The sequence below is a fragment of the Aerococcus kribbianus genome (genome assembly GCF_026805545.1).
In the GTDB taxonomy this organism is placed as follows: domain Bacteria; phylum Bacillota; class Bacilli; order Lactobacillales; family Aerococcaceae; genus Aerococcus; species Aerococcus kribbianus.
Map to the genome: position 1 here is coordinate 54,056 of NZ_JAPRFR010000001.1, position 17,949 is coordinate 72,004.

Annotated in this window: 17 protein-coding genes and 1 tRNA gene; 13 read left to right on the forward strand and 5 right to left on the reverse strand. The window is 38.9% G+C overall.

The genetic code is table 11. The features are described 5' to 3' along the window. Nucleotides 1–52: 52 nt before the first annotated feature. Entirely contained in the window at nucleotides 53–2,452 is a 2,400-nt protein-coding gene (locus OW157_RS00370; protein WP_268751344.1) for a transglycosylase domain-containing protein, read from the reverse strand. Further along, nucleotides 2,453–3,067, reverse strand: coding sequence for a Holliday junction resolvase RecU (recU, locus tag OW157_RS00375; RefSeq protein ID WP_268751345.1), 615 nt, complete (start codon nucleotides 3,065–3,067; stop codon nucleotides 2,453–2,455). 224 nt (nucleotides 3,068–3,291) lie between these two features. Here recU and tig point away from each other — a divergent pair, with 224 nt between their 5' ends. The 5 genes from tig to rpoD all read left to right on the forward strand — a co-directional run bounded on the left by tig (nucleotide 3,292) and on the right by rpoD (nucleotide 9,730). Next, on the forward strand, nucleotides 3,292–4,572 hold the full coding sequence (gene tig, locus OW157_RS00380) for a trigger factor (protein WP_268751346.1): 1,281 nt from the start codon (nucleotides 3,292–3,294) through the stop codon (nucleotides 4,570–4,572). 125 nt (nucleotides 4,573–4,697) lie between these two features. Then, the gene (gene clpX, locus OW157_RS00385; protein ID WP_268751348.1) at nucleotides 4,698–5,954 is read left to right on the forward strand and encodes an ATP-dependent Clp protease ATP-binding subunit ClpX; all 1,257 of its coding nucleotides are present in this window, start codon (nucleotides 4,698–4,700) and stop codon (nucleotides 5,952–5,954) included. A 130-nt stretch (nucleotides 5,955–6,084) separates the two neighbouring features. Next, nucleotides 6,085–6,684, forward strand: coding sequence for a ribosome biogenesis GTP-binding protein YihA/YsxC (gene yihA / locus OW157_RS00390; RefSeq protein WP_268751349.1), 600 nt, complete (start codon nucleotides 6,085–6,087; stop codon nucleotides 6,682–6,684). Between the two features lie 76 nt (nucleotides 6,685–6,760). Then, nucleotides 6,761–8,617, forward strand: a complete 1,857-nt coding sequence (dnaG, locus tag OW157_RS00395; protein ID WP_268751350.1) for a DNA primase — start codon at nucleotides 6,761–6,763, stop codon at nucleotides 8,615–8,617. Between the two features lie 12 nt (nucleotides 8,618–8,629). Beyond that, nucleotides 8,630–9,730, forward strand: coding sequence for an RNA polymerase sigma factor RpoD (gene rpoD, locus OW157_RS00400; protein ID WP_268751351.1), 1,101 nt, complete (start codon nucleotides 8,630–8,632; stop codon nucleotides 9,728–9,730). Nucleotides 9,731–9,770: 40 nt separating this feature from the next. Here rpoD and OW157_RS00405 read toward each other — a convergent pair whose 3' ends face one another. Further along, nucleotides 9,771–10,049: a hypothetical protein gene (locus OW157_RS00405; protein ID WP_268751352.1), complete on the reverse strand. Its 279-nt coding sequence runs from the start codon at nucleotides 10,047–10,049 to the stop codon at nucleotides 9,771–9,773. Between the two features lie 143 nt (nucleotides 10,050–10,192). On the opposite strand from OW157_RS00405, the gene OW157_RS00410 reads away from it, so the two are divergent. The 5 genes from OW157_RS00410 to OW157_RS00430 all read left to right on the forward strand — a co-directional run bounded on the left by OW157_RS00410 (nucleotide 10,193) and on the right by OW157_RS00430 (nucleotide 13,316). Beyond that, on the forward strand, nucleotides 10,193–10,819 hold the full coding sequence (locus OW157_RS00410; RefSeq protein ID WP_268751353.1) for a deoxynucleoside kinase: 627 nt from the start codon (nucleotides 10,193–10,195) through the stop codon (nucleotides 10,817–10,819). A 639-nt stretch (nucleotides 10,820–11,458) separates the two neighbouring features. Then, on the forward strand, nucleotides 11,459–11,977 hold the full coding sequence (locus OW157_RS00415; RefSeq protein WP_268751354.1) for a hypothetical protein: 519 nt from the start codon (nucleotides 11,459–11,461) through the stop codon (nucleotides 11,975–11,977). Nucleotides 11,978–11,997: 20 nt separating this feature from the next. Beyond that, complete coding sequence (locus OW157_RS00420; RefSeq protein ID WP_268751355.1) at nucleotides 11,998–12,186, forward strand: hypothetical protein; 189 nt, start codon at nucleotides 11,998–12,000, stop codon at nucleotides 12,184–12,186. 298 nt (nucleotides 12,187–12,484) lie between these two features. Then, entirely contained in the window at nucleotides 12,485–12,799 is a 315-nt protein-coding gene (locus OW157_RS00425; RefSeq protein ID WP_268751356.1) for a hypothetical protein, read from the forward strand. A gap of 235 nt (nucleotides 12,800–13,034) precedes the next feature. Further along, nucleotides 13,035–13,316, forward strand: a complete 282-nt coding sequence (locus OW157_RS00430; RefSeq protein ID WP_268751358.1) for a hypothetical protein — start codon at nucleotides 13,035–13,037, stop codon at nucleotides 13,314–13,316. A gap of 584 nt (nucleotides 13,317–13,900) precedes the next feature. Here OW157_RS00430 and OW157_RS00435 read toward each other — a convergent pair. Both OW157_RS00435 and OW157_RS00440 read right to left on the reverse strand, forming a co-directional pair. Beyond that, complete coding sequence (locus OW157_RS00435) at nucleotides 13,901–14,098, reverse strand: hypothetical protein (RefSeq protein WP_268751359.1); 198 nt, start codon at nucleotides 14,096–14,098, stop codon at nucleotides 13,901–13,903. A gap of 526 nt (nucleotides 14,099–14,624) precedes the next feature. Further along, nucleotides 14,625–14,697, reverse strand: a tRNA-Thr gene (locus OW157_RS00440). A gap of 142 nt (nucleotides 14,698–14,839) precedes the next feature. Here OW157_RS00440 and OW157_RS00445 point away from each other — a divergent pair. From OW157_RS00445 to pepT, 3 genes are read left to right on the forward strand one after another with little or no spacing between them, the layout of a single operon-like run. Continuing rightward, complete coding sequence (locus OW157_RS00445; protein WP_268751360.1) at nucleotides 14,840–15,547, forward strand: tRNA (adenine(22)-N(1))-methyltransferase; 708 nt, start codon at nucleotides 14,840–14,842, stop codon at nucleotides 15,545–15,547. Nucleotides 15,548–15,549: 2 nt separating this feature from the next. Continuing rightward, nucleotides 15,550–16,674, forward strand: coding sequence for a Nif3-like dinuclear metal center hexameric protein (locus OW157_RS00450; protein WP_268751361.1), 1,125 nt, complete (start codon nucleotides 15,550–15,552; stop codon nucleotides 16,672–16,674). A 12-nt stretch (nucleotides 16,675–16,686) separates the two neighbouring features. Continuing rightward, entirely contained in the window at nucleotides 16,687–17,943 is a 1,257-nt protein-coding gene (gene pepT, locus OW157_RS00455; protein WP_268751362.1) for a peptidase T, read from the forward strand. Nucleotides 17,944–17,949 lie beyond the last annotated feature (6 nt).

Sequence of the window (17,949 nt, forward strand, 5' to 3'; positions counted from 1 at the left end):
TATTTCATTATATAAAAAGCGCTTGGGAAATTATACCCAAACGCTTTTTTCATTAGGCCGCTTCGTCTTCATTACGCGTACGACTACGGCCACTAGGGGCAGTACTTTGACTGCTTGAAGCAGCAGAGGAAGGAGGAGCTTCTTCTGTGCTGCCAGTTTCTTCCTCTGGTTCCACTTCCGTGCTTTCTTCCGCTTCTTGATTGTCCTCTTCGCTGGTAGATTCTTCCTCTACAGTACTTTCGCTTTCTGATTCAGAATAAGAAGAGTATTCGCTCTCTCTTCCCACGCTGGAGCTGACTTCAGAGCTAGAGGAGCGAAATGAGCTAACAGGCGGTGCTTCTTGAGTCACCTTTTGTTGACGATTATTAACATAATCATCGTAAAGCGCATCATTAGCTAAACCGTTAATCCGCCGTGAGCTTGGTGTTGAAGAAGTGGCAAATTTCGTTGGAACCGCACCAAATTCTAAAGCAATTTCATGGACTGATTCGGGTTGTTGCCAGTCGGCGTTTTCACTTTGGCCGGCAAAGTAAGACATAAAGTTTTGATAGAGTTGGTTGGCAACATTCCGGTCATTACCAATTAAATAGCCTTTTTCATCAGTAGACGTTGGATTATCATAACCGGTCCAAATAGATACAGAATAATCTGTCGTATAACCTGACATCCAAGTATCAGGAACGGCTTCATCTGGAAGCCCAAGTTGAGCCATTTGTTCTTCAGAATAGTTAGTCGTCCCTGATTTACCCGCTTCATTTAAACCAGAAGTGTGGTAAGCAGTGAGCAGGCCTTTCTCACGATCAGTGAAGGAGTCTTTTAGCATGTCAGTCAACATATAAGCGGTTGAGTCTGCCATAGCTTGACGGGATTCTCCACTCACAGAAATCTCTTGACCATCAGGGTTTACAAAGTAATCGACTGCTTTTGGTTCATTGTATTGGCCATAATTACCTAAAGTGGCATAGGCAGCGGAAAGGGCCAGGGGAGTGGCTTCACCACCTAGGGCATTGGATTCATAGACACCTTCGCCATTGTTGACTTGGATACCAACATTTTTTAGGAATTCATCGACTTTTTCTATGCCAACTTCCTTTTCAAGGTTTTGAATCAATTTAAGAGCAGGTACATTACGTGAACCAGCAAGAGCTTGACGTAAAGTCAACATTCCTTGGTAACGACGGTCCCAGTTATAGATTTCCATACCAGAAGAATATTCGTGTTTTTCGTCAACAATTGAAGAATCAGTTGAATAATTGAGATATTCAATGGCAGGGCCATAAGATGAGAACGGCTTGATACTAGAACCTACACTCCGTTCCAAGTTGCTGGCGCGGTTTAGGCTCAGGCGGTCCTCGTATTGGCGTCCACCCACTAAGGCCACGATATGGCCAGTCTCTGTGTCTAATACAGAAGCAGCAGCTTGCATGCGTTCATCCGGGAAGTAAGCCCCTTCGTTATCTTGAATCGTATTAAAAATATGCGACTGGGCCTGGGTGTCTAAATGTGTATAAATCGATAAACCATCAGTGAAAATATCATAACCTTCTGCTTTGACTTCATCAGCGACTTGTTGGACATAGGCATCTAGCATAAGATCATTGGCGTTTTCTGTTTGTTGGTGTTCTTCTAATGAGAGCAAGCCTTCATCGACGGGTGTATTAACCGCTTGGTCATATTCTTCTTGACTAATTTTGTCATTTTCCAACATGGCGTAGAGAACATCATCGCGTCGTTCTTTGGCTTGTTCAGGGTTTTGATAAGGGTCATAAGTGTTAGGGGCTTGGGGCATACCCGCTAAGAGAGCCGTTTCAGCCAAGTTGAGCTCGTTCAGAGGGCGACCATAGTAAATTTCTGCTGCTGTTCCCATACCATAAACACCATTGGACATATAAACCTTATTAATGTAGTATTCAAAAATTTCTTGTTTATTAATTTTGTTTTCCAATTGGTAGGCCAACCAAATTTCTTGGACCTTACGTTTATAAGTTTGGTCTTCTTCATTGGTAGAGAAAACGGAAAGTTTGACTAACTGCTGGGTAAGAGTAGACCCACCTTGAGAAATGCCTCCTGCTCTTAAGTTGGCAAGAGCAGATCCTATAATTCGACGTAGGTCAAAACCATTGTGTTTTAAGAAACGTCTATCTTCAATTGATGTTACGGCATCGAAGGTTTGTTGGGAAATGTCCGATTCATCAACGATAATCCGTTCATTGGCTGAGGTTTCATAAACCGAATTTCCATTGGCATCATAAATGGTAGAGGCAATTGATCCTGTTAGGTCTTTTTCGCCAAGGTCGGGTGCGGTTGAAATCCAATAAATCCCCACACCTCCGACAATAAGGCCAAGCATTAGGATGATACCACCAATAGCTAAAACGATTTTCTGCCATAGGGGCATGCCGTCAAATTTGTTTTTCTTATCATTGCGTTGGTTGCTACGACGCTGACTCACTTATTTCACTTCTTTCTCTAAATTGTTAATATAAGCATCGAGAGCCGAAATATAATCCAAAGCAGGCATATAGCCCGATTGGATGGGGTAGGCTAAAGACTTGATGCGTTCTAAAGGTATCTTGTTACTTTCCTTACTTTGATAAGCCTGCCAATCCTCTATTAGGGCTTCAAAAGGATAGAGGTAGCTAAGTGCCAGTTGCTTGAAATGGATGACCAGAAAACAAATGCCACCTTGATCATAACAAGCCTGCATATGAGAAATTTGGTGGTCATGAATATTTTGTAAGGGGAAATGTTGTTTCAGGTCTGTTTGCTTGGCTTCAAAATCAATATAATAGCTCCGATAGACGCCATTATAATCGGTCGTGGAGGCTTGTCGGTAATAGGCTTCTTTAATCACTGCGCGGCTACGTTTAGGGTAGTCGACTTTAACCACCTGAATAGGGGTAGGTTTTTTATGAATGATCGCAATGCCGTGCTCCCGATAATAGGCATTTGATTGGTTCAACATTTCCTCCAGGCGCATACCACGTTTACCATAAACGGTCTTTTTGGGGCGTTTATTTCTTCTGTGGGGCAGGCCGGTAAAGGATTGACCATTGGGATAGCGCATAAATAGCCTCCTTTCAAAATCACTTTATTATATCAAAATTATAAGCCATAGCTAACGCTTTGCCAATAAACTTAATATAAATGTAAGAAATCTGCTTGTCCTACTAGTCTTTTCTGGTCTTAAGCTAGACAATCCTTGGGAAATAGTGTATTATGTCAAAATGTGGAGATTGTTCGATAATAATCTCAGAAGATTTAATACTAATAGAAGTTAGGGGAATATAGATGACTGTAAATTATGAAAAAACCAGTACTAATGAAGGTGTTTTACACTTTACCATCGCGCATGAAGACGCTGTCAAAGCGATGCAACAAGCCTATAAACGGATCCAAAAAGACGTATCCATTCCAGGATTCCGTAAAGGGAAAGTAAACTACAAAATGTTTACACAAATGTACGGTGAAGCTAGCCTTTATGAAGATGCCTTAAATATTCTATTACCTAGTGAATATCCAAAAGCAGTGGAAGAAGCTGGCTTAGACGTTGTCACACAACCACAATTTGATGTTGACTCAATCGAAAAAGGTAAAGACTGGGAAGTTCAAGCCAAAGTCGCCACTAAACCAGCTGTTAAATTAGGTCAATTTAAAGACCTAGAAGTTAGCAAACAAGACCGTGAAGTCACTGACGAAGAAGTGGACCAACGTTTAGCTGCTGCCCAAAATAAATTAAGTGAACTTGTCCTAAAAGAAGGACCAGCTGAAAAAGGTGACACTGTCGTTATCGACTTTGAAGGGTTTAAAGATGGCGAAGCCTTTGAAGGTGGCGCAGGCCAAAACCACTCACTTGAATTAGGTTCTGATTCCTTCATCCCAGGTTTTGAAGACCAATTAATTGGTGCTAAAGAAGACGATGAAGTTGAAGTTAAGGTGACCTTCCCAGAAGATTACCAAGCAGAAGACTTAGCTGGTCAAGATGCTATCTTCAAGGTTACTGTTCATGAAGTCAAAGCTAAAGAAGTCCCTGAATTGGACGATGAATTTGCTAAAGATGTTGACGAAGAGGTTGACACACTTGATGAATTAACAGCTAAATACCGCAAAGAATTAGAAGAAGCGAAAAACAAACAAGCGGATGAAGCAATGGAAGAAGAAGCTCTTCGTCAAGCGGTAGAAAATGCTGAAATCGATGACTTACCACATGCTATGGTGCATGAAGAAGTTCACCGTCAAATGGATCACTACCTTAACGAAATGCAACGCCAAGGCATTTCACCAGAACTTTACTACCAAATCACTGGAACTAGCGAAGCAGACCTTCACAAACAATTTGAAGAAGATGCGGACGTACGTGTGAAAACTAACTTGATTCTTGAACAAATCGTTAAAGACGAAGAAATCGAAGCAAGTGATGAAGACGTTGAAAACGAAATTCAATCATTGGCGGATAACTATAACATGGATGCTGACCAAGTCCGCAATATCATAACTGAAGATATGCTTAAAAACGATATTGCCTTGAAGAAAGCCATGGAAGTGATTACTGAATCTGCTAAGGAAGTATAAGATAGACCTTGTACCGCAAATAATTGGCACAAATGATTGCTTTACAGAGAACTTGAAGTATTAGAATTGACTTCAAGTTCTCTTTTTGTGAGAATAAGGTGACATGATGAAAGGAGATTGGACCTATGTACAATGATGAAAATAATACTATCCACTGTTCTTTCTGTGGGAAGTCACAAGATCAAGTGGAAAAGATAATCGCTGGTCCTGACGTCTATATCTGTAATGAGTGTGTAGCCTTATGCCAAGAAATTATCAATGAAGAGATTTCTGCTGATGCAGGTGGGAGCCATGAAATGGTGGAGCCCCCTAAACCAACGGAAATTCATCGCATTTTAAATGATTATGTCATTGGTCAAGATATGGCTAAACGGTCGCTTTCAGTAGCGGTCTACAACCATTACAAACGAGTAAACGCTAACCTTAATAAGGAAAGCGATGACCAGGTGGAACTTCAAAAATCGAATATTCTCTTACTAGGGCCGACCGGGTCAGGTAAGACTTACTTAGCCCAAACATTAGCTAAAATTATTGATGTCCCATTTGCTATTGCAGATGCCACAACCTTAACCGAAGCAGGTTATGTCGGGGAAGACGTTGAAAATATTTTAGTGAAATTGATGCAAGCTGCAGATTATGATGTGGAACGAGCTCAACGAGGCATTATTTACGTTGATGAAATTGATAAGATTGCTCGTAAGTCTGAGAATGTTTCTATTACCCGTGATGTTAGTGGTGAAGGGGTCCAACAAGCCCTCCTCAAAATATTAGAAGGAACGGAAGCCAATATTCCTCCTCAAGGGGGACGTAAACATCCTCACCAAGAATTTATTCAATTAAATACGGCAAATATTCTCTTTATCGTCGGTGGGGCCTTCGATGGTATTGAAGACATTATCAAGGAACGTCTAGGTGAACGGGTCATTGGTTTTGGCCAAAAAGCTAGCAATCGTCAATTCGATGATCAAGATGCCATTTTGAGTCAGGTGATTCCGCAAGACTTACAATCTTATGGTCTAATTCCTGAATTTATTGGCCGTTTACCAGTAATGGCAAACCTAAATAAATTAACTAAGGATGACCTTGTTCACATCCTAACAAAACCTAAGAATGCCTTGGTAAAACAATATCAAGAACTCTTAGCCATGGATGATGTGGAATTGGAATTCACTGAAACTGCCTTAGAAGCCATTGCACAAAAGGCTTTAGACTGTAAAACTGGCGCTCGTGGTTTACGCTCAATTATTGAGGAATCGATGTTAGATATCATGTTTGAAATTCCTGAGCGTGAAGACGTTTCTAAGGTAATTATTACCGAAGAAGTCGTTAACGAGAGTCAAGCACCTAATTTACTTGACCAGGATGGCGAGAAAATCGCTTAATTGCTCGATATCGCAATTGATTAAGTGAAAAATAAGTGATGTTAAAGTCATTACGAGTATTGAAGCTGGGGGTGGCCCCAGCTTCATCAGTCTTTATGCAATCGCTTCAGACAGTAAAAGGAGGCCAGTCATGCATATTCAAAATGTTGAATTTCTAATTTCTGCCGTTTCTCCCCAACAATATCCCGAACCCAATTTACCCGAAATTGCTTTGGCAGGACGGTCAAATGTAGGTAAATCATCCTTTATCAATACCATGGTGAATCGTAAGAAAATTGCCCGCACCTCATCAAAACCAGGTAAAACCCAACAACTAAACTACTATCAAGTAGAAGATTGGTTTTACTTGGTGGATGTTCCTGGCTATGGTTATGCTAAGGTTAGCAAAACTGAAAAAGCCAAATGGGCCCAAATGTTAGAAAGCTATTTTTCCGGGCGGTCGAATTTGACCTTAGCCTTACTGATTGTTGATTTCCGCCATGATCCGAGCAAGGATGACCAAGCCATGAAAGCTTTTTTTGACCACTACAATATTCCTTACTTTGTTATTGCGACAAAAACAGACAAAGTCAAAAAAAGCCAATGGAACAAACACCTATCAGCTATTTATAAGGGCTTAGATTTGGAAAGTATTGATCAGATTTTACCGTTCTCCGCCGAGACTAAAGAAGGTCGCGAAGAAGCATGGGAAATTATTGATGCTGTGTTGGCTGGAGAATACGATGAATAAAGGGAAAAACTTGCAAATAGAGGTCTTTTTTACTATAGTGTAAATTGAGTTTTTGTGTGAAAAAGTAGGTGGATAGATGGCAAGGATAATCCCGCAAGAAGTGATTAATGAGTTACAAGATAAGGTAAGTATTGTCGATGTTGTTTCTCCTTATGTCGATATCCAAAAGAAGGGGAAAAATTACTTTGGCCATTGCCCCTTCCATGAAGACAATACGCCGTCTTTTTCGGTGAATGATGAGAAGCAAATTTATCATTGTTTTTCATGTGGCCGGGGCGGAAATATTTATCAATTTTTAATGGATATGGAAGGGTATTCCTTTACCCAAGCGGTTGAAAAAGTCGCTGAATTATCAGGGCAGAATGTTGGCTTTGATTTTAGTGCCATCAACCAGAAGCAAGAGGATCGCTATTATAATGATCACCAAGAACGATTAATTGATCTTCATGAGTCGCTAACTGAACTCTACCATTATTTGCTGACGACAACTAAGTTGGGTCATGATGCCATGGATTATTTACAAGGGCGCGGTCTGGCTAAGGAAACAATCGAAGACTATCAAATTGGTTTAGCCCCTAATGATGGCAATATTGCTAGTCAGCATTTGTTTAATAAGGGTTTCGTTCAGGAAGAATTACTAGACTCTGGTGTCTTTACCGGTGCAAACGATGATTTAAGAGATCGCTTTCGTGGACGTATTATTTTCCCTTTGCGCGATAGGCGAGGCAAGGTAGTGGCCTTTTCTGGGCGTAAATTACCGGGAGCGAATGATGACCAAGCCAAATATTTAAATTCACCAGAAACAGAATTATTCAACAAAAGTCAATTTCTCTTCAACTTAGATATTGCCCAAAATGAGAGTCGTAGGGCCAAGGAATTGGTTCTCTATGAAGGGTTTATGGATGTTATTTCTGCAGCAAATATTGGCCTAAAAAATGGTGTTGCCTCTATGGGAACATCACTCACCCAAGACCAAGCCCATATAATAGGGCGTTACAGCAAACGGCTCTTGTTGGCCTATGATGGCGATAAGGCTGGCTTAGAAGCCATGAAACGCGCATTGGATAATATGCAGACTTGGTCTAGTCGCTTAGATATTGACTTACTCTTATTTCCTAACCAACTGGATCCAGATGAATTTATTCAGACTTATGGCGCTGATGCCTACCGTGAATTTGTTAGCAAGCAACGGGTTTCACCGATTCATTTCTATCGCTTCTATTATCGTCAACATTATTCGCTAAACGATGATCAGGGCAAGTTAAATTATATTCAAGCCATGGCTAAAATCATTAGCCAGACAGATACTGAAGTTGAACAAGCCATTTATATCAAAGAGCTGGCTGAAGACACTGGTTTGAGTCAAGAGGTTTTAACTCGTCAGATTAAACAAGTGCGTCAAACCGAAAAAAAGCAAAGAAGAAATGATAGCAGTGATTACGCACCTATAGGACAAGCAGCTGAAGGTCCTATTCGGTCAGTGCAAAAAGATTACTCGCGTTTGGAGTTGTCGGAAATGGCACTCTTTTATCATCTCTTATACAGCGAAGAAACGGCGATTATTCTACAAGAAGAAGCACCAGGTTTTCACTTTGAAACACCCTTAATGCAGAGTTTATATTTACTTTGGCAAAATTATTGCCAAGAAACAGCTAGTCGTGATACTAGTGGTTTCCTAGCTTCCCTCACTGGACAAGCAGCCCGTAATCAATTGGTTGAAATTATGGCCATGAATTTACCAGCAGAATTAGGTGAGGGGGAGTTAGATGATTTGGTCTTTAATATTTCAACCCAATCGCAACTCCAAGCCCAGATGGCAGCGATTGATGACCAACTCAGTGAAGCGAAATTGCGCGATGATCTCGCCCAAATCAATGACCTACACCGAAAAAAAATCGAAATTCTAAAACAATTAAAACACACTAAAAGATAAGGGGTCTTTTGTATGAGCAAAGAAAAAGTGGACGGCTTAACCTTAAACCAGGCAAGCAAAAAGTTAATTGCCGAGAAGAAAACTTTAGGGCAAATTAACTACAAAGAACTAAGTGATAAAATTGCCCATAAATATAGCCTAGATGATAAAGAAATTGATGATTTGATTGCGAAGTTTGAAGACAAAGGGGTCGCAGTGGTTGACGATGACGGGGGTCCAACCAAACGCCAATTAAATGTTGCCGCTGAGGAAGAAAAGGATGACACCCTCGTTCCATCCGATGTAAAGATTAACGACCCTGTGCGGATGTATCTCAAAGAAATCGGTCGGGTAGACTTATTAACAGCTGATGAAGAAGTGAACTTGGCCAAACGAATCGAAGAAGGCGACCCAGTGGCCAAACAAGAATTGGCAGAAGCTAACTTACGTTTGGTGGTTTCTATTGCTAAACGTTATGTAGGTCGCGGCATGTCTTTCTTAGACCTTATCCAAGAAGGGAATATGGGGCTAATGAAGGCAGTCGAAAAATTCGACTATACCAAGGGATTTAAGTTCTCAACTTATGCCACTTGGTGGATTCGTCAAGCCATTACCCGGGCCATTGCTGACCAAGCACGTACCATCCGGATTCCAGTCCATATGGTGGAAACCATTAATAAATTGGTTCGTATCCAGCGACAATTACTCCAAGACCTAGGTCGGGAACCAACACCAGAAGAAATTGGGGCTGAGATGGACCTACCAACTGAAAAGGTACGTAATATTCTAAAAATCGCCCAAGAACCAGTTTCCTTGGAAACCCCAATTGGAGAAGAAGATGATTCTCACTTAGGAGATTTCATCGAAGACCAAGAAGCGACCAGTCCTGCTGAATACACCTCTCAAGAGCTCTTGAAAGAGCAACTCAGTGAAGTCTTAGATACCTTAACTGATCGGGAAGAAAATGTCTTACGTTTACGCTTTGGACTAGAAGATGGCCAATCCAAAACCTTAGAACAAGTAGGCCAACAATTTGGCGTTACTAGAGAACGGATCCGGCAAATTGAAGCCAAAGCATTACGGAAATTACGCCACCCATCTCGTTCCAAACAATTGAAAGACTTTTTAGATTAAAAATAAAAATGGCCACCAGCTTGTTTCATCTGGGGCCATTTTATTTATCTAGATTAATGATTTGGTAGCCATAACTTGGAAGTGTAGTAAGAATAAGCTCTTTAATTTGAGCTTCGGAAAGAGTGTTTTCTAGACAATCTGTTAAACTAAGGTCCTTATAGTCTTTATTTAAGGCTTGGGCTAAGGCCATATCATAGTCATTTGCCTGGGGGTCAAGAATCCCCTGACTCAAGTCCTCTAATTGTAGCCAAAGGTGTTCATAATTTTTGCCAGTGAAACGAAGACGTTGACCAGCTTTTTCAATTTCTAACTGAGGCATGGACTCCCTCCTTTTTAGTTATTATGCCATAGCGCCATAATATAAACAAGATTTGAGAAATTTACTACCAAATGTAGTATTGAGACGAAAAATGTTATACAATATGATGGTGTGATTAAAATTAGAAAGGGGCGGTTCCTATCGTGATTATACTGGCAGGAATGATCGGTAGTGGCAAAACAACATATACCTTAAAATTATCAGAAGAATTAGGGACAGAACCTTTCTTCGAACCCGTTGATGAAAACCCAATTCTCGATAAGTATTATGAAGATCCCGACCGCTATGGCTTTGCCTTACAAATTTATTTCTTGAACAAGCGTTTCGCCTTGATTAAAGAGGCCTACGCTAATGATAATAATGTATTGGATCGGTCCATTTATGAAGATGCCTTATTTACCAAGGTCAATGTCGAAGATGGTAATATTACTGAAACAGAGTTCGCCATTTATTTGGATTTATTAGATAACATGATGAGTGAACTCGATAGTTTACAGAAATCTTCGCCAGATTTGATGGTTTACCTAGATGGTAGCTTCGACCATATTATGGATAATATCAAGAAGCGCGGCCGGGACTTTGAACAACCAACTGCTGAAAATGGGCTATTAGATTATTACCGACACCTCTATGATTCTTATGGTGATTGGTATGCTAACTATGACAAAGGCCCAAAGATGAGTATCTATACTGATCACTTCGATATCCATAAGGCAGAAGACTGGGAAACTGTTTTTGCCCAGATCAAGAAAGCTATTGAACGGCGGTAGTTAGGGGAGAAGTTTAGTTATTTATAGTTTATTTTTCTCTCTATAATATCAATAAAGATTAGCTTATAAAGCAAATAGGGCTGATGACTTAAAGTATAAATTCATCAGCCCTATTTTAATTATTCATTTTTTAAATGAATATCTAAAAGTGAAGTTTTACATTCCAAATTTAAAAGTTACCAAATTTGTTAGACTAAACAAACTTTTACTTCGAAATGATTAACATTTGTATTATTATCAAATAATTGTCCTTCTAGAAGGTATTGATTAACTCCAGTATTGTGAGTACTGGGTTAAAATAACTAGATTATCTTTTGGCTTCTTTTTATTTTTCTTATTCATTCTCTCCCTCTTTCTATATATCTATTGCACAGTAATGAGTATGTAAGGGTAATAGAATTAAGGGAATTTTTTATAAAAAAAGAGAGGTTAAAAAACCTCTCTTTTTGTGGCTCTACAATAAGAATACAGTAAAAATTTACTAAGAATACGGTGAAAACGGTTTATTAATATCTTTATAATTGTTAATGTAACGATAAGGAGGTAGATAAATATAATTATTTTGACAAAAAATATAGTGAATTTGTAGTATTTTAGAATAATAGAAAGGATTTATATCTCTAGTACAAACTATAAAAAATGATTATTAGTACAATTTCATTTTTAATTTTTGGTTTAGTAGTTATTTCTATAGCAAATATCGAAAGAGTTTCCGCTCAAGAAAACGAAGAAATAGAAACGGTTGTACAATATGATAATCCTTCCGAACATATCTTACATTTGCAATTGCCTCAAGACCACTCTGTAATTATTGACGAAAACGGATTAGCTGATCTCACTAATAACGTAAATGGACAGACACAACGTTTGCCTTATGAGACGACAGATAAAAATGATAATGATGTTACACTTATTTATTTTATACAAGATGACGAGTTATATGTATATGCACAATTAAAATCTGAAGAACGAGGTTGGGGTAAATGTGCTGTAGGGATAGCAGGCGGAGCTATTTCTGGTGGTACAGCTGCTGGACTAAAAGGAGCAGGCTTAGGAACGTTGACTTTACCTGGCATTGGAACTGTCGGTGGAGGTACTGTAGGAGCTGTTGCTGGTGCAGTTGGTGGAGGCCTAACCGGTGGAGCTACTTTTTGTTAAACTGTTAGGAGAAAGATTTTATGAAAAAGAAAATTTATAGTAAACCAGTTCTTACTCTAAGCGCTTTAATTGTTTTTGGATGGTTGGTTGCAGTTAATAAATTTAGTTCCTTAACTCTAGCTGAAGCATTGTTGGTTAATTTACCTATGTTAATATATTATTTTAGTTATATAAGCAAATATTTTGATTATGTTAATCAACAAAGATAATTAAGTGTATATATAATAAAAGAAGCCGGGTACCGCTCCTTTTATTGGACTCAATTTGAGCTTGGCAGTTATTATTAAGAGCAAAAAATAAGACTAATTATAGTTATGAAGATATTAAAAAAGATGATATATTAGTGTTTATAACTATATATTATTTATATTGTATATAGTGTGGGAACAAGTCCAACGTTACTTGGCCTATGAACAAGAAAGAAAACGTCGAGAAGAAGGCAGATGAACTGAAGAAGCAAGGGCATGAGACTTAAAAGTAGAGTATACATATTAGGATTAAAATATAGTGCTAAAAGGAACATCTATTATCCAGCAATATTTTTTGAAACAAAAGAGGATAAATATAATAATTTTCGCAAAACATCAATCAATAAGATTACCTGGTTATGAAAAGAAAAAAAGAGTTACTTCTTTAGATAAGCTACAATGTGAGTTGTTGTCTTTAAAACATAATCCTTCCTACATTCGTATCCATAAGCAGAGTACTGTTAATTCTAGAGATATACATAGTGATTATATTTCAGATTTAAAGAATACACTGCCTGGTTTATACGATGATATTAAGAGAATACATACATTATTTAGCGAGGGATTATTTTAATTTAATTAGTATTTGCGATACTACTTAATATAAGAAAAGAAAAAGGAGCTTAGATGCTCCCTTTTTTATGTATAAAATTAATTCTTGATAAGAATAATAAGAGTTCGCTAAGAATAGTTTGAAAACGGTTTACTTATTATAGTTGGTGTGTTAGGTTGAGTTTGTAGTTAGATTGTAAGAATTAATAAGGAAGACATAATGAAATTAAAAATTCATAATTGCCGGACTAGCTATTTTGACTTTAGCCCCAACAACATCTATAGCATTTGTTAACGAGACTGTACATGCAGCGGAAAGCAATAATGAATTATATTCCGATGAAATGCTTGATCAAAGCTATATTGCTAGTGATGGAACCGTTTATATGAATAATGAAAAAGTTGTACATATTGAAGAATATACACCGAGTCAAGACGTTTTTGATAAGCACAATCAAGTGGATAATAATGACTCTAATATCTCATTAAGAGCTATTACTACTTGGAAACTATTTAATATCGAAAGTTTTATAAATTGAGTGATATTAGGAGCGCACAAGGGTTAAGTATTTCGTTACTAGGATTGTTACTTTTAGCTATCCCACTTCAGTAGTCTTAGGTGTTGCGGGGATTTATCAGACTATTAGATCAATGGGACAAGACGAAGTTTACGTTAAATTAGAACAATTTACTGACGGAAGTAATAGAAGAGAAAAAATATCATTTATTATTATAGTGACGCAAATTATAGTAATAAAATAGATCAAGTAGAATCTATTGATAATTTAAATTAATAAATTTTGTAAGAAGGAATCATTATCATGAAGATTAATAAAAAGGAGTATATTATAAGAGTATTGTTAATTCTTTTCTTTATTTTTTCGATAGCGATTCAAAATAATCATATGATTATTTTAGCTTCGATTTTTCTTATAATTTTCTTCTTAATAGGGTTAATTATTAGAATTTGTAAAAAATAAATAATTATTATAAGGAGAAAAACGTAGTATTTAGAAGAAAAGGGCGCTTAATTGCGTCCCTTTTTTTATATTTAATTTTAAAATTCTAACCATCTACCGTTTTCTGATTTAATACTTCCTGATGTTAACCTAATGTAATTAACTTAAGATTCTTTGGTAGAATCAATGATTTTCATCAATTCCATTGCAGTCAGTAAAGGCATGCGGTCAAATTTGGATTGTTTTGTGCGGTACCTATCATACATCTGTTGTTTGATTTTTCCATTAGTTAGTTTTTCAACTCTGTACCCTGTAATATCAGAGTCAATGAGTTGCTTTATTTTAGCTGTATCAATAAGCATATTTATTCACCTATAAAAATTTTAGTATCATTTGAATGAGATTTAATACAATCAGAATATATAGAAGTATTTCTATTTTTTTATAATTTTCCATGATATAATGAATAAGAATAAGGGCTGAGCTGGTTGCCCAGCCCTATGTGTTATTTAAGAAGCTTTGAAGAAATGTCTAGTAAGGTATTGATTAGCTCCAGTATTGTGAGTACAGGGTTAAAATAACTAGATTATCTTCAGGCTTCTTTTTATTTTTCTTATTCATTCTTTCTCTTTCTATATATCTATTGCACACTAATTAGTGTATAAGCTTAATAGAATTTAGGAAGTATTTCATAACAAAAAGAGAGGTAAAAAAATCCTCTCTTTTTGTTAGCATATTCTGACTAAAAATTATGTGGTTCGTATCCCTCTTGGCACAATAGGGCACGAACTTTTTATTTTCTTTGATGTTGTTTACCTTTCCGTTTGGGAGAGGCGCTATAGTATCAAAGCTTTTGCTATTCTTTGAAGTTTTTATACGTTCTAAAAATGCCGGATGCAGGGATCGAACCTGTGACCTACGCGTTACGAGTGCGTTGCTCTACCAGCTGAGCTAAACCGGCGAATTGACAATGTGATTATTATACGCCTTGATTAAGAAATTGTAAACCGGCTAGTGAAGTTTTTTGTTCATGGTATTGGCTAACACAATAGGGTGACTTTTGTTATAATAATGTATAACTTAAGGAAAATTGGGGGCAAGTGATGAATTCAAAACATTTATCCAAACGTTTAAACAAAGTGGCTGATTACGTACAGGCTGGTGCACGCTTGGCTGATATTGGTTCTGACCATGCTTACCTTCCTGTTTACCTCGTGAAAGAGGGTAAGATTGACTTTGCCATTGCTGGTGAGGTCGTTGATGGGCCTTATCAGTCTGCCGTTCAAGAAGTTGCTAGAGAAGGGGTTGAAGACCAAGTGTTTCCTCGCTTTGGGGACGGGCTTGAAGTAGTTACAGAAGCTGATCAAATAGATACCCTTACTATTTGTGGGATGGGCGGCAAGCTAATCACAGAAATATTAGACCGAGGACTAACTAAGGCACGTTTCCCTAAGCCGCCACAATTGATTCTCCAAGCCAATGTCTATGAAGCGGGTTTGCGGCGGTATTTATTGTCACACCATTATGATATTGTGGCTGAAACTATTGTTGCTGAGGCAGGGAAGTTCTATGAAATTATGCTGGCCCAGTATCGAGACCAAGTGAGTGATTGGTCGGAACAAGAGTTACAATTTGGGCGCTATATTGCCCAGAACCAACCGGATGTCTTTAAGGCGAAATGGCAGAGTGTGCGCCAACGCCATCAAATGGTGCTGGCTGGCTTGGACCAGGCCCAAACGCAGGCAGCTAAGACCAAGCATAAAGAATTTTCCCGTCTGATAGCAGAGATTGATCAAGTATTGGAGGACTAAGCATGAACAAAGCATTGACTGTTGAAGACTTTATTGGTCGTTTTGAAGCCTATGCCCCAAAAACTTATGCCGTTGAGGGTGACCCCATCGGACTGCATTTTGGTTCGTTTAAGCAAGAAATTCATAAGATTATGGTGACTTTGGATGTGCGTCCAGAAGTAGTGGATGAAGCAATAGATGAGGGTGTGGATTTTATCTTTGCCCACCATCCGCCTATCTTCAAAGGGCCTAATGTTCTCACTGAAGACAATAAGCAACAAGCCATGTATGCTAAGATTATTCGCCATGGGATTGCGGTGTATGCGGCACATACCAACTTAGATGCTGCACCTAATGGCATGAATGATTGGTTGGCGGAATTATATGGGTTGGAAAACACCCAAGTACTGAGCCCTCATTACCAAATCAAGTATTACCGGGTGAATGTCTATATCCCTAAGGAAGATGTGGATAGCCTTCACCAAGCAATCGTAGATGAAGGTTTGGCTAGCCATGGGAATTATTCGGGAGTGAATTTCCAAGTCGCCGGCCATGGCCACTTTACTCCGAATGACCAAGCCTCACCACATATTGGTCAAGCAGGTCAAGCCGAAGAGGTTGAAGAAATTCTGTATTCGTTTATTTGTAGTGAAGAAGAAAAGGAAAAAGCCTTAGCTGTTACTAAGAACAATCATCCTTATGAAGTTCCAGTTATCGATGTCTATGCCTTAGATAACCTTAGCCAAGCCATTGGTTTAGGTCGTGTTGGTGACTTAGACCAAGCCATGCCGATAGAGGACTATATTGCGCTAGTCAAGGAGCGTACAGGGATTTCTGGTTTAAGAGCAGTTCTAACTGATTCCCAAGCCATGGTGAAACGGGTCGCTGTTTTGGGTGGCGATGGGGGTAAATTTTATCCAGATGCGCTTAAAGCCGGCGCTGACACCTATATTACGGGTGATATTTATTACCATGTGGGCCATGATATGTTGGCCGATGGGCTGAATGCTATCGATCCAGGGCACCATTTCGAGAGCATTTGTAAAGATAAACTATTGGCTATCTTCTCCCAATGGCAAGAGGAAGATCAGTGGCCTGTCACTATTATTAAGAGCCAACTCAACACTGACCCATTCACATTTTATTAAGGAGTGACCTAAATGACTTATCACATTGATCGTGAGTTTTTATTGGACCGTTTTTTAACTTATGTTAAGGAAGACACCCAGTCGGATGAAGCCTACGCCCACCAAGTGCCATCGACAGCCAAGCAAGTTGACTTTGCTAAGAAGCTCATAGCTTCCTTGGCAGATTTTCCGCTTGAGGATATTTTCTTCAATGACAAAGATGCCTATGTGACTGCGACTTTGCCAAGTAATGATCCGGAAGGCAACTATCCGACCATTGCTTTCTTTGCTCATGTGGACACGGCAGATTTCAATGGGTCTAATGTTTCTCCACAAATTATTGAGGACTATCAGGGGCAAGTGATTGATTTAGGGGAGTCTGGCTATCAGCTAGACCCCGAGGTGTTTCCTTCACTAAATAAATACCATGGCCAAACCTTGATTACGACTGATGGAACAACCCTATTAGGTGCTGATGATAAGGCTGGTATTGCTGAAATCGTGACGGCGATTGCTTATTTAGTGGACCATCCAGAGATCAAACATGGGGACATCAAAATTGCTTTTGGTCCTGATGAAGAAATTGGAGTGGGTGCCGATCGTTTTGATGTGGACCGTTTGGCTGCTGACTTTGCCTATACTATGGATGGGGGTCCTCTAGGTGAGTTGCAATACGAAACCTTTAATGCAGCTGCGGCCAAGGTTAAAATTGCCGGGAAAAATGTTCACCCTGGTACAGCTAAGGACACGATGATTAATGCCTTACAATTAGCTGTCGACTTCCACGCTGCCTTGCCAGAAGATCAACGTCCTGAAACGACTGATGGTCGTGACGGTTTTTATCATTTGATGGGCTTAACAGGTAAGGTCGATGAAGCAGAAATGTCTTATATTATTCGTGATCATGATCGTGAAATTTTTGAAGACCGTAAAGCACAAATGTTAGCTATTGCAGATAAGCTTAATGCTGAATGGGGACATCAAGTGGTTCAAGTTGAACTAAATGATCAATATTATAACATGGGTGATATTTTGCAAGACGACATGCGTCCAATTAAATTGGCCCAAAAAGCCTTCCAAAATGTTGGCATCGAAGCGGAAATTGAAGCCGTTCGTGGTGGGACTGACGGGTCAAAACTAACCTACATGGGTCTGCCAACACCTAATATTTTTGCAGGTGGGGAGAACATGCATGGGCGTTTTGAATATGTGAGTCTACAAACAATGGAAAAAGCCAGCCAAGTCATTGTGGCCATTGCTGCTTTGGCTGGTCAATACCACGACCTATAAAAGACC

Bases quoted from the DNA above. Each gene is read 5' to 3' on its own strand.
- OW157_RS00415 (WP_268751354.1), top strand. From the start codon at position 11,459: ATGATTATTAGTACAATTTCATTTTTAATTTTTGGTTTAGTAGTTATT.
- clpX (WP_268751348.1), top strand. From the start codon at position 4,698: ATGTACAATGATGAAAATAATACTATCCACTGTTCTTTCTGTGGGAAG.
- OW157_RS00450 (WP_268751361.1), top strand. From the start codon at position 15,550: ATGAACAAAGCATTGACTGTTGAAGACTTTATTGGTCGTTTTGAAGCC.
- OW157_RS00435 (WP_268751359.1), bottom strand. From the start codon at position 14,098: ATGCTTATTGATACAGCTAAAATAAAGCAACTCATTGACTCTGATATT.
- pepT (WP_268751362.1), top strand. From the start codon at position 16,687: ATGACTTATCACATTGATCGTGAGTTTTTATTGGACCGTTTTTTAACT.
- OW157_RS00420 (WP_268751355.1), top strand. From the start codon at position 11,998: ATGAAAAAGAAAATTTATAGTAAACCAGTTCTTACTCTAAGCGCTTTA.
- yihA (WP_268751349.1), top strand. From the start codon at position 6,085: ATGCATATTCAAAATGTTGAATTTCTAATTTCTGCCGTTTCTCCCCAA.
- rpoD (WP_268751351.1), top strand. From the start codon at position 8,630: ATGAGCAAAGAAAAAGTGGACGGCTTAACCTTAAACCAGGCAAGCAAA.
- recU (WP_268751345.1), bottom strand. From the start codon at position 3,067: ATGCGCTATCCCAATGGTCAATCCTTTACCGGCCTGCCCCACAGAAGA.
- OW157_RS00445 (WP_268751360.1), top strand. From the start codon at position 14,840: ATGAATTCAAAACATTTATCCAAACGTTTAAACAAAGTGGCTGATTAC.
- dnaG (WP_268751350.1), top strand. From the start codon at position 6,761: ATGGCAAGGATAATCCCGCAAGAAGTGATTAATGAGTTACAAGATAAG.
- tig (WP_268751346.1), top strand. From the start codon at position 3,292: ATGACTGTAAATTATGAAAAAACCAGTACTAATGAAGGTGTTTTACAC.
- OW157_RS00405 (WP_268751352.1), bottom strand. From the start codon at position 10,049: ATGCCTCAGTTAGAAATTGAAAAAGCTGGTCAACGTCTTCGTTTCACT.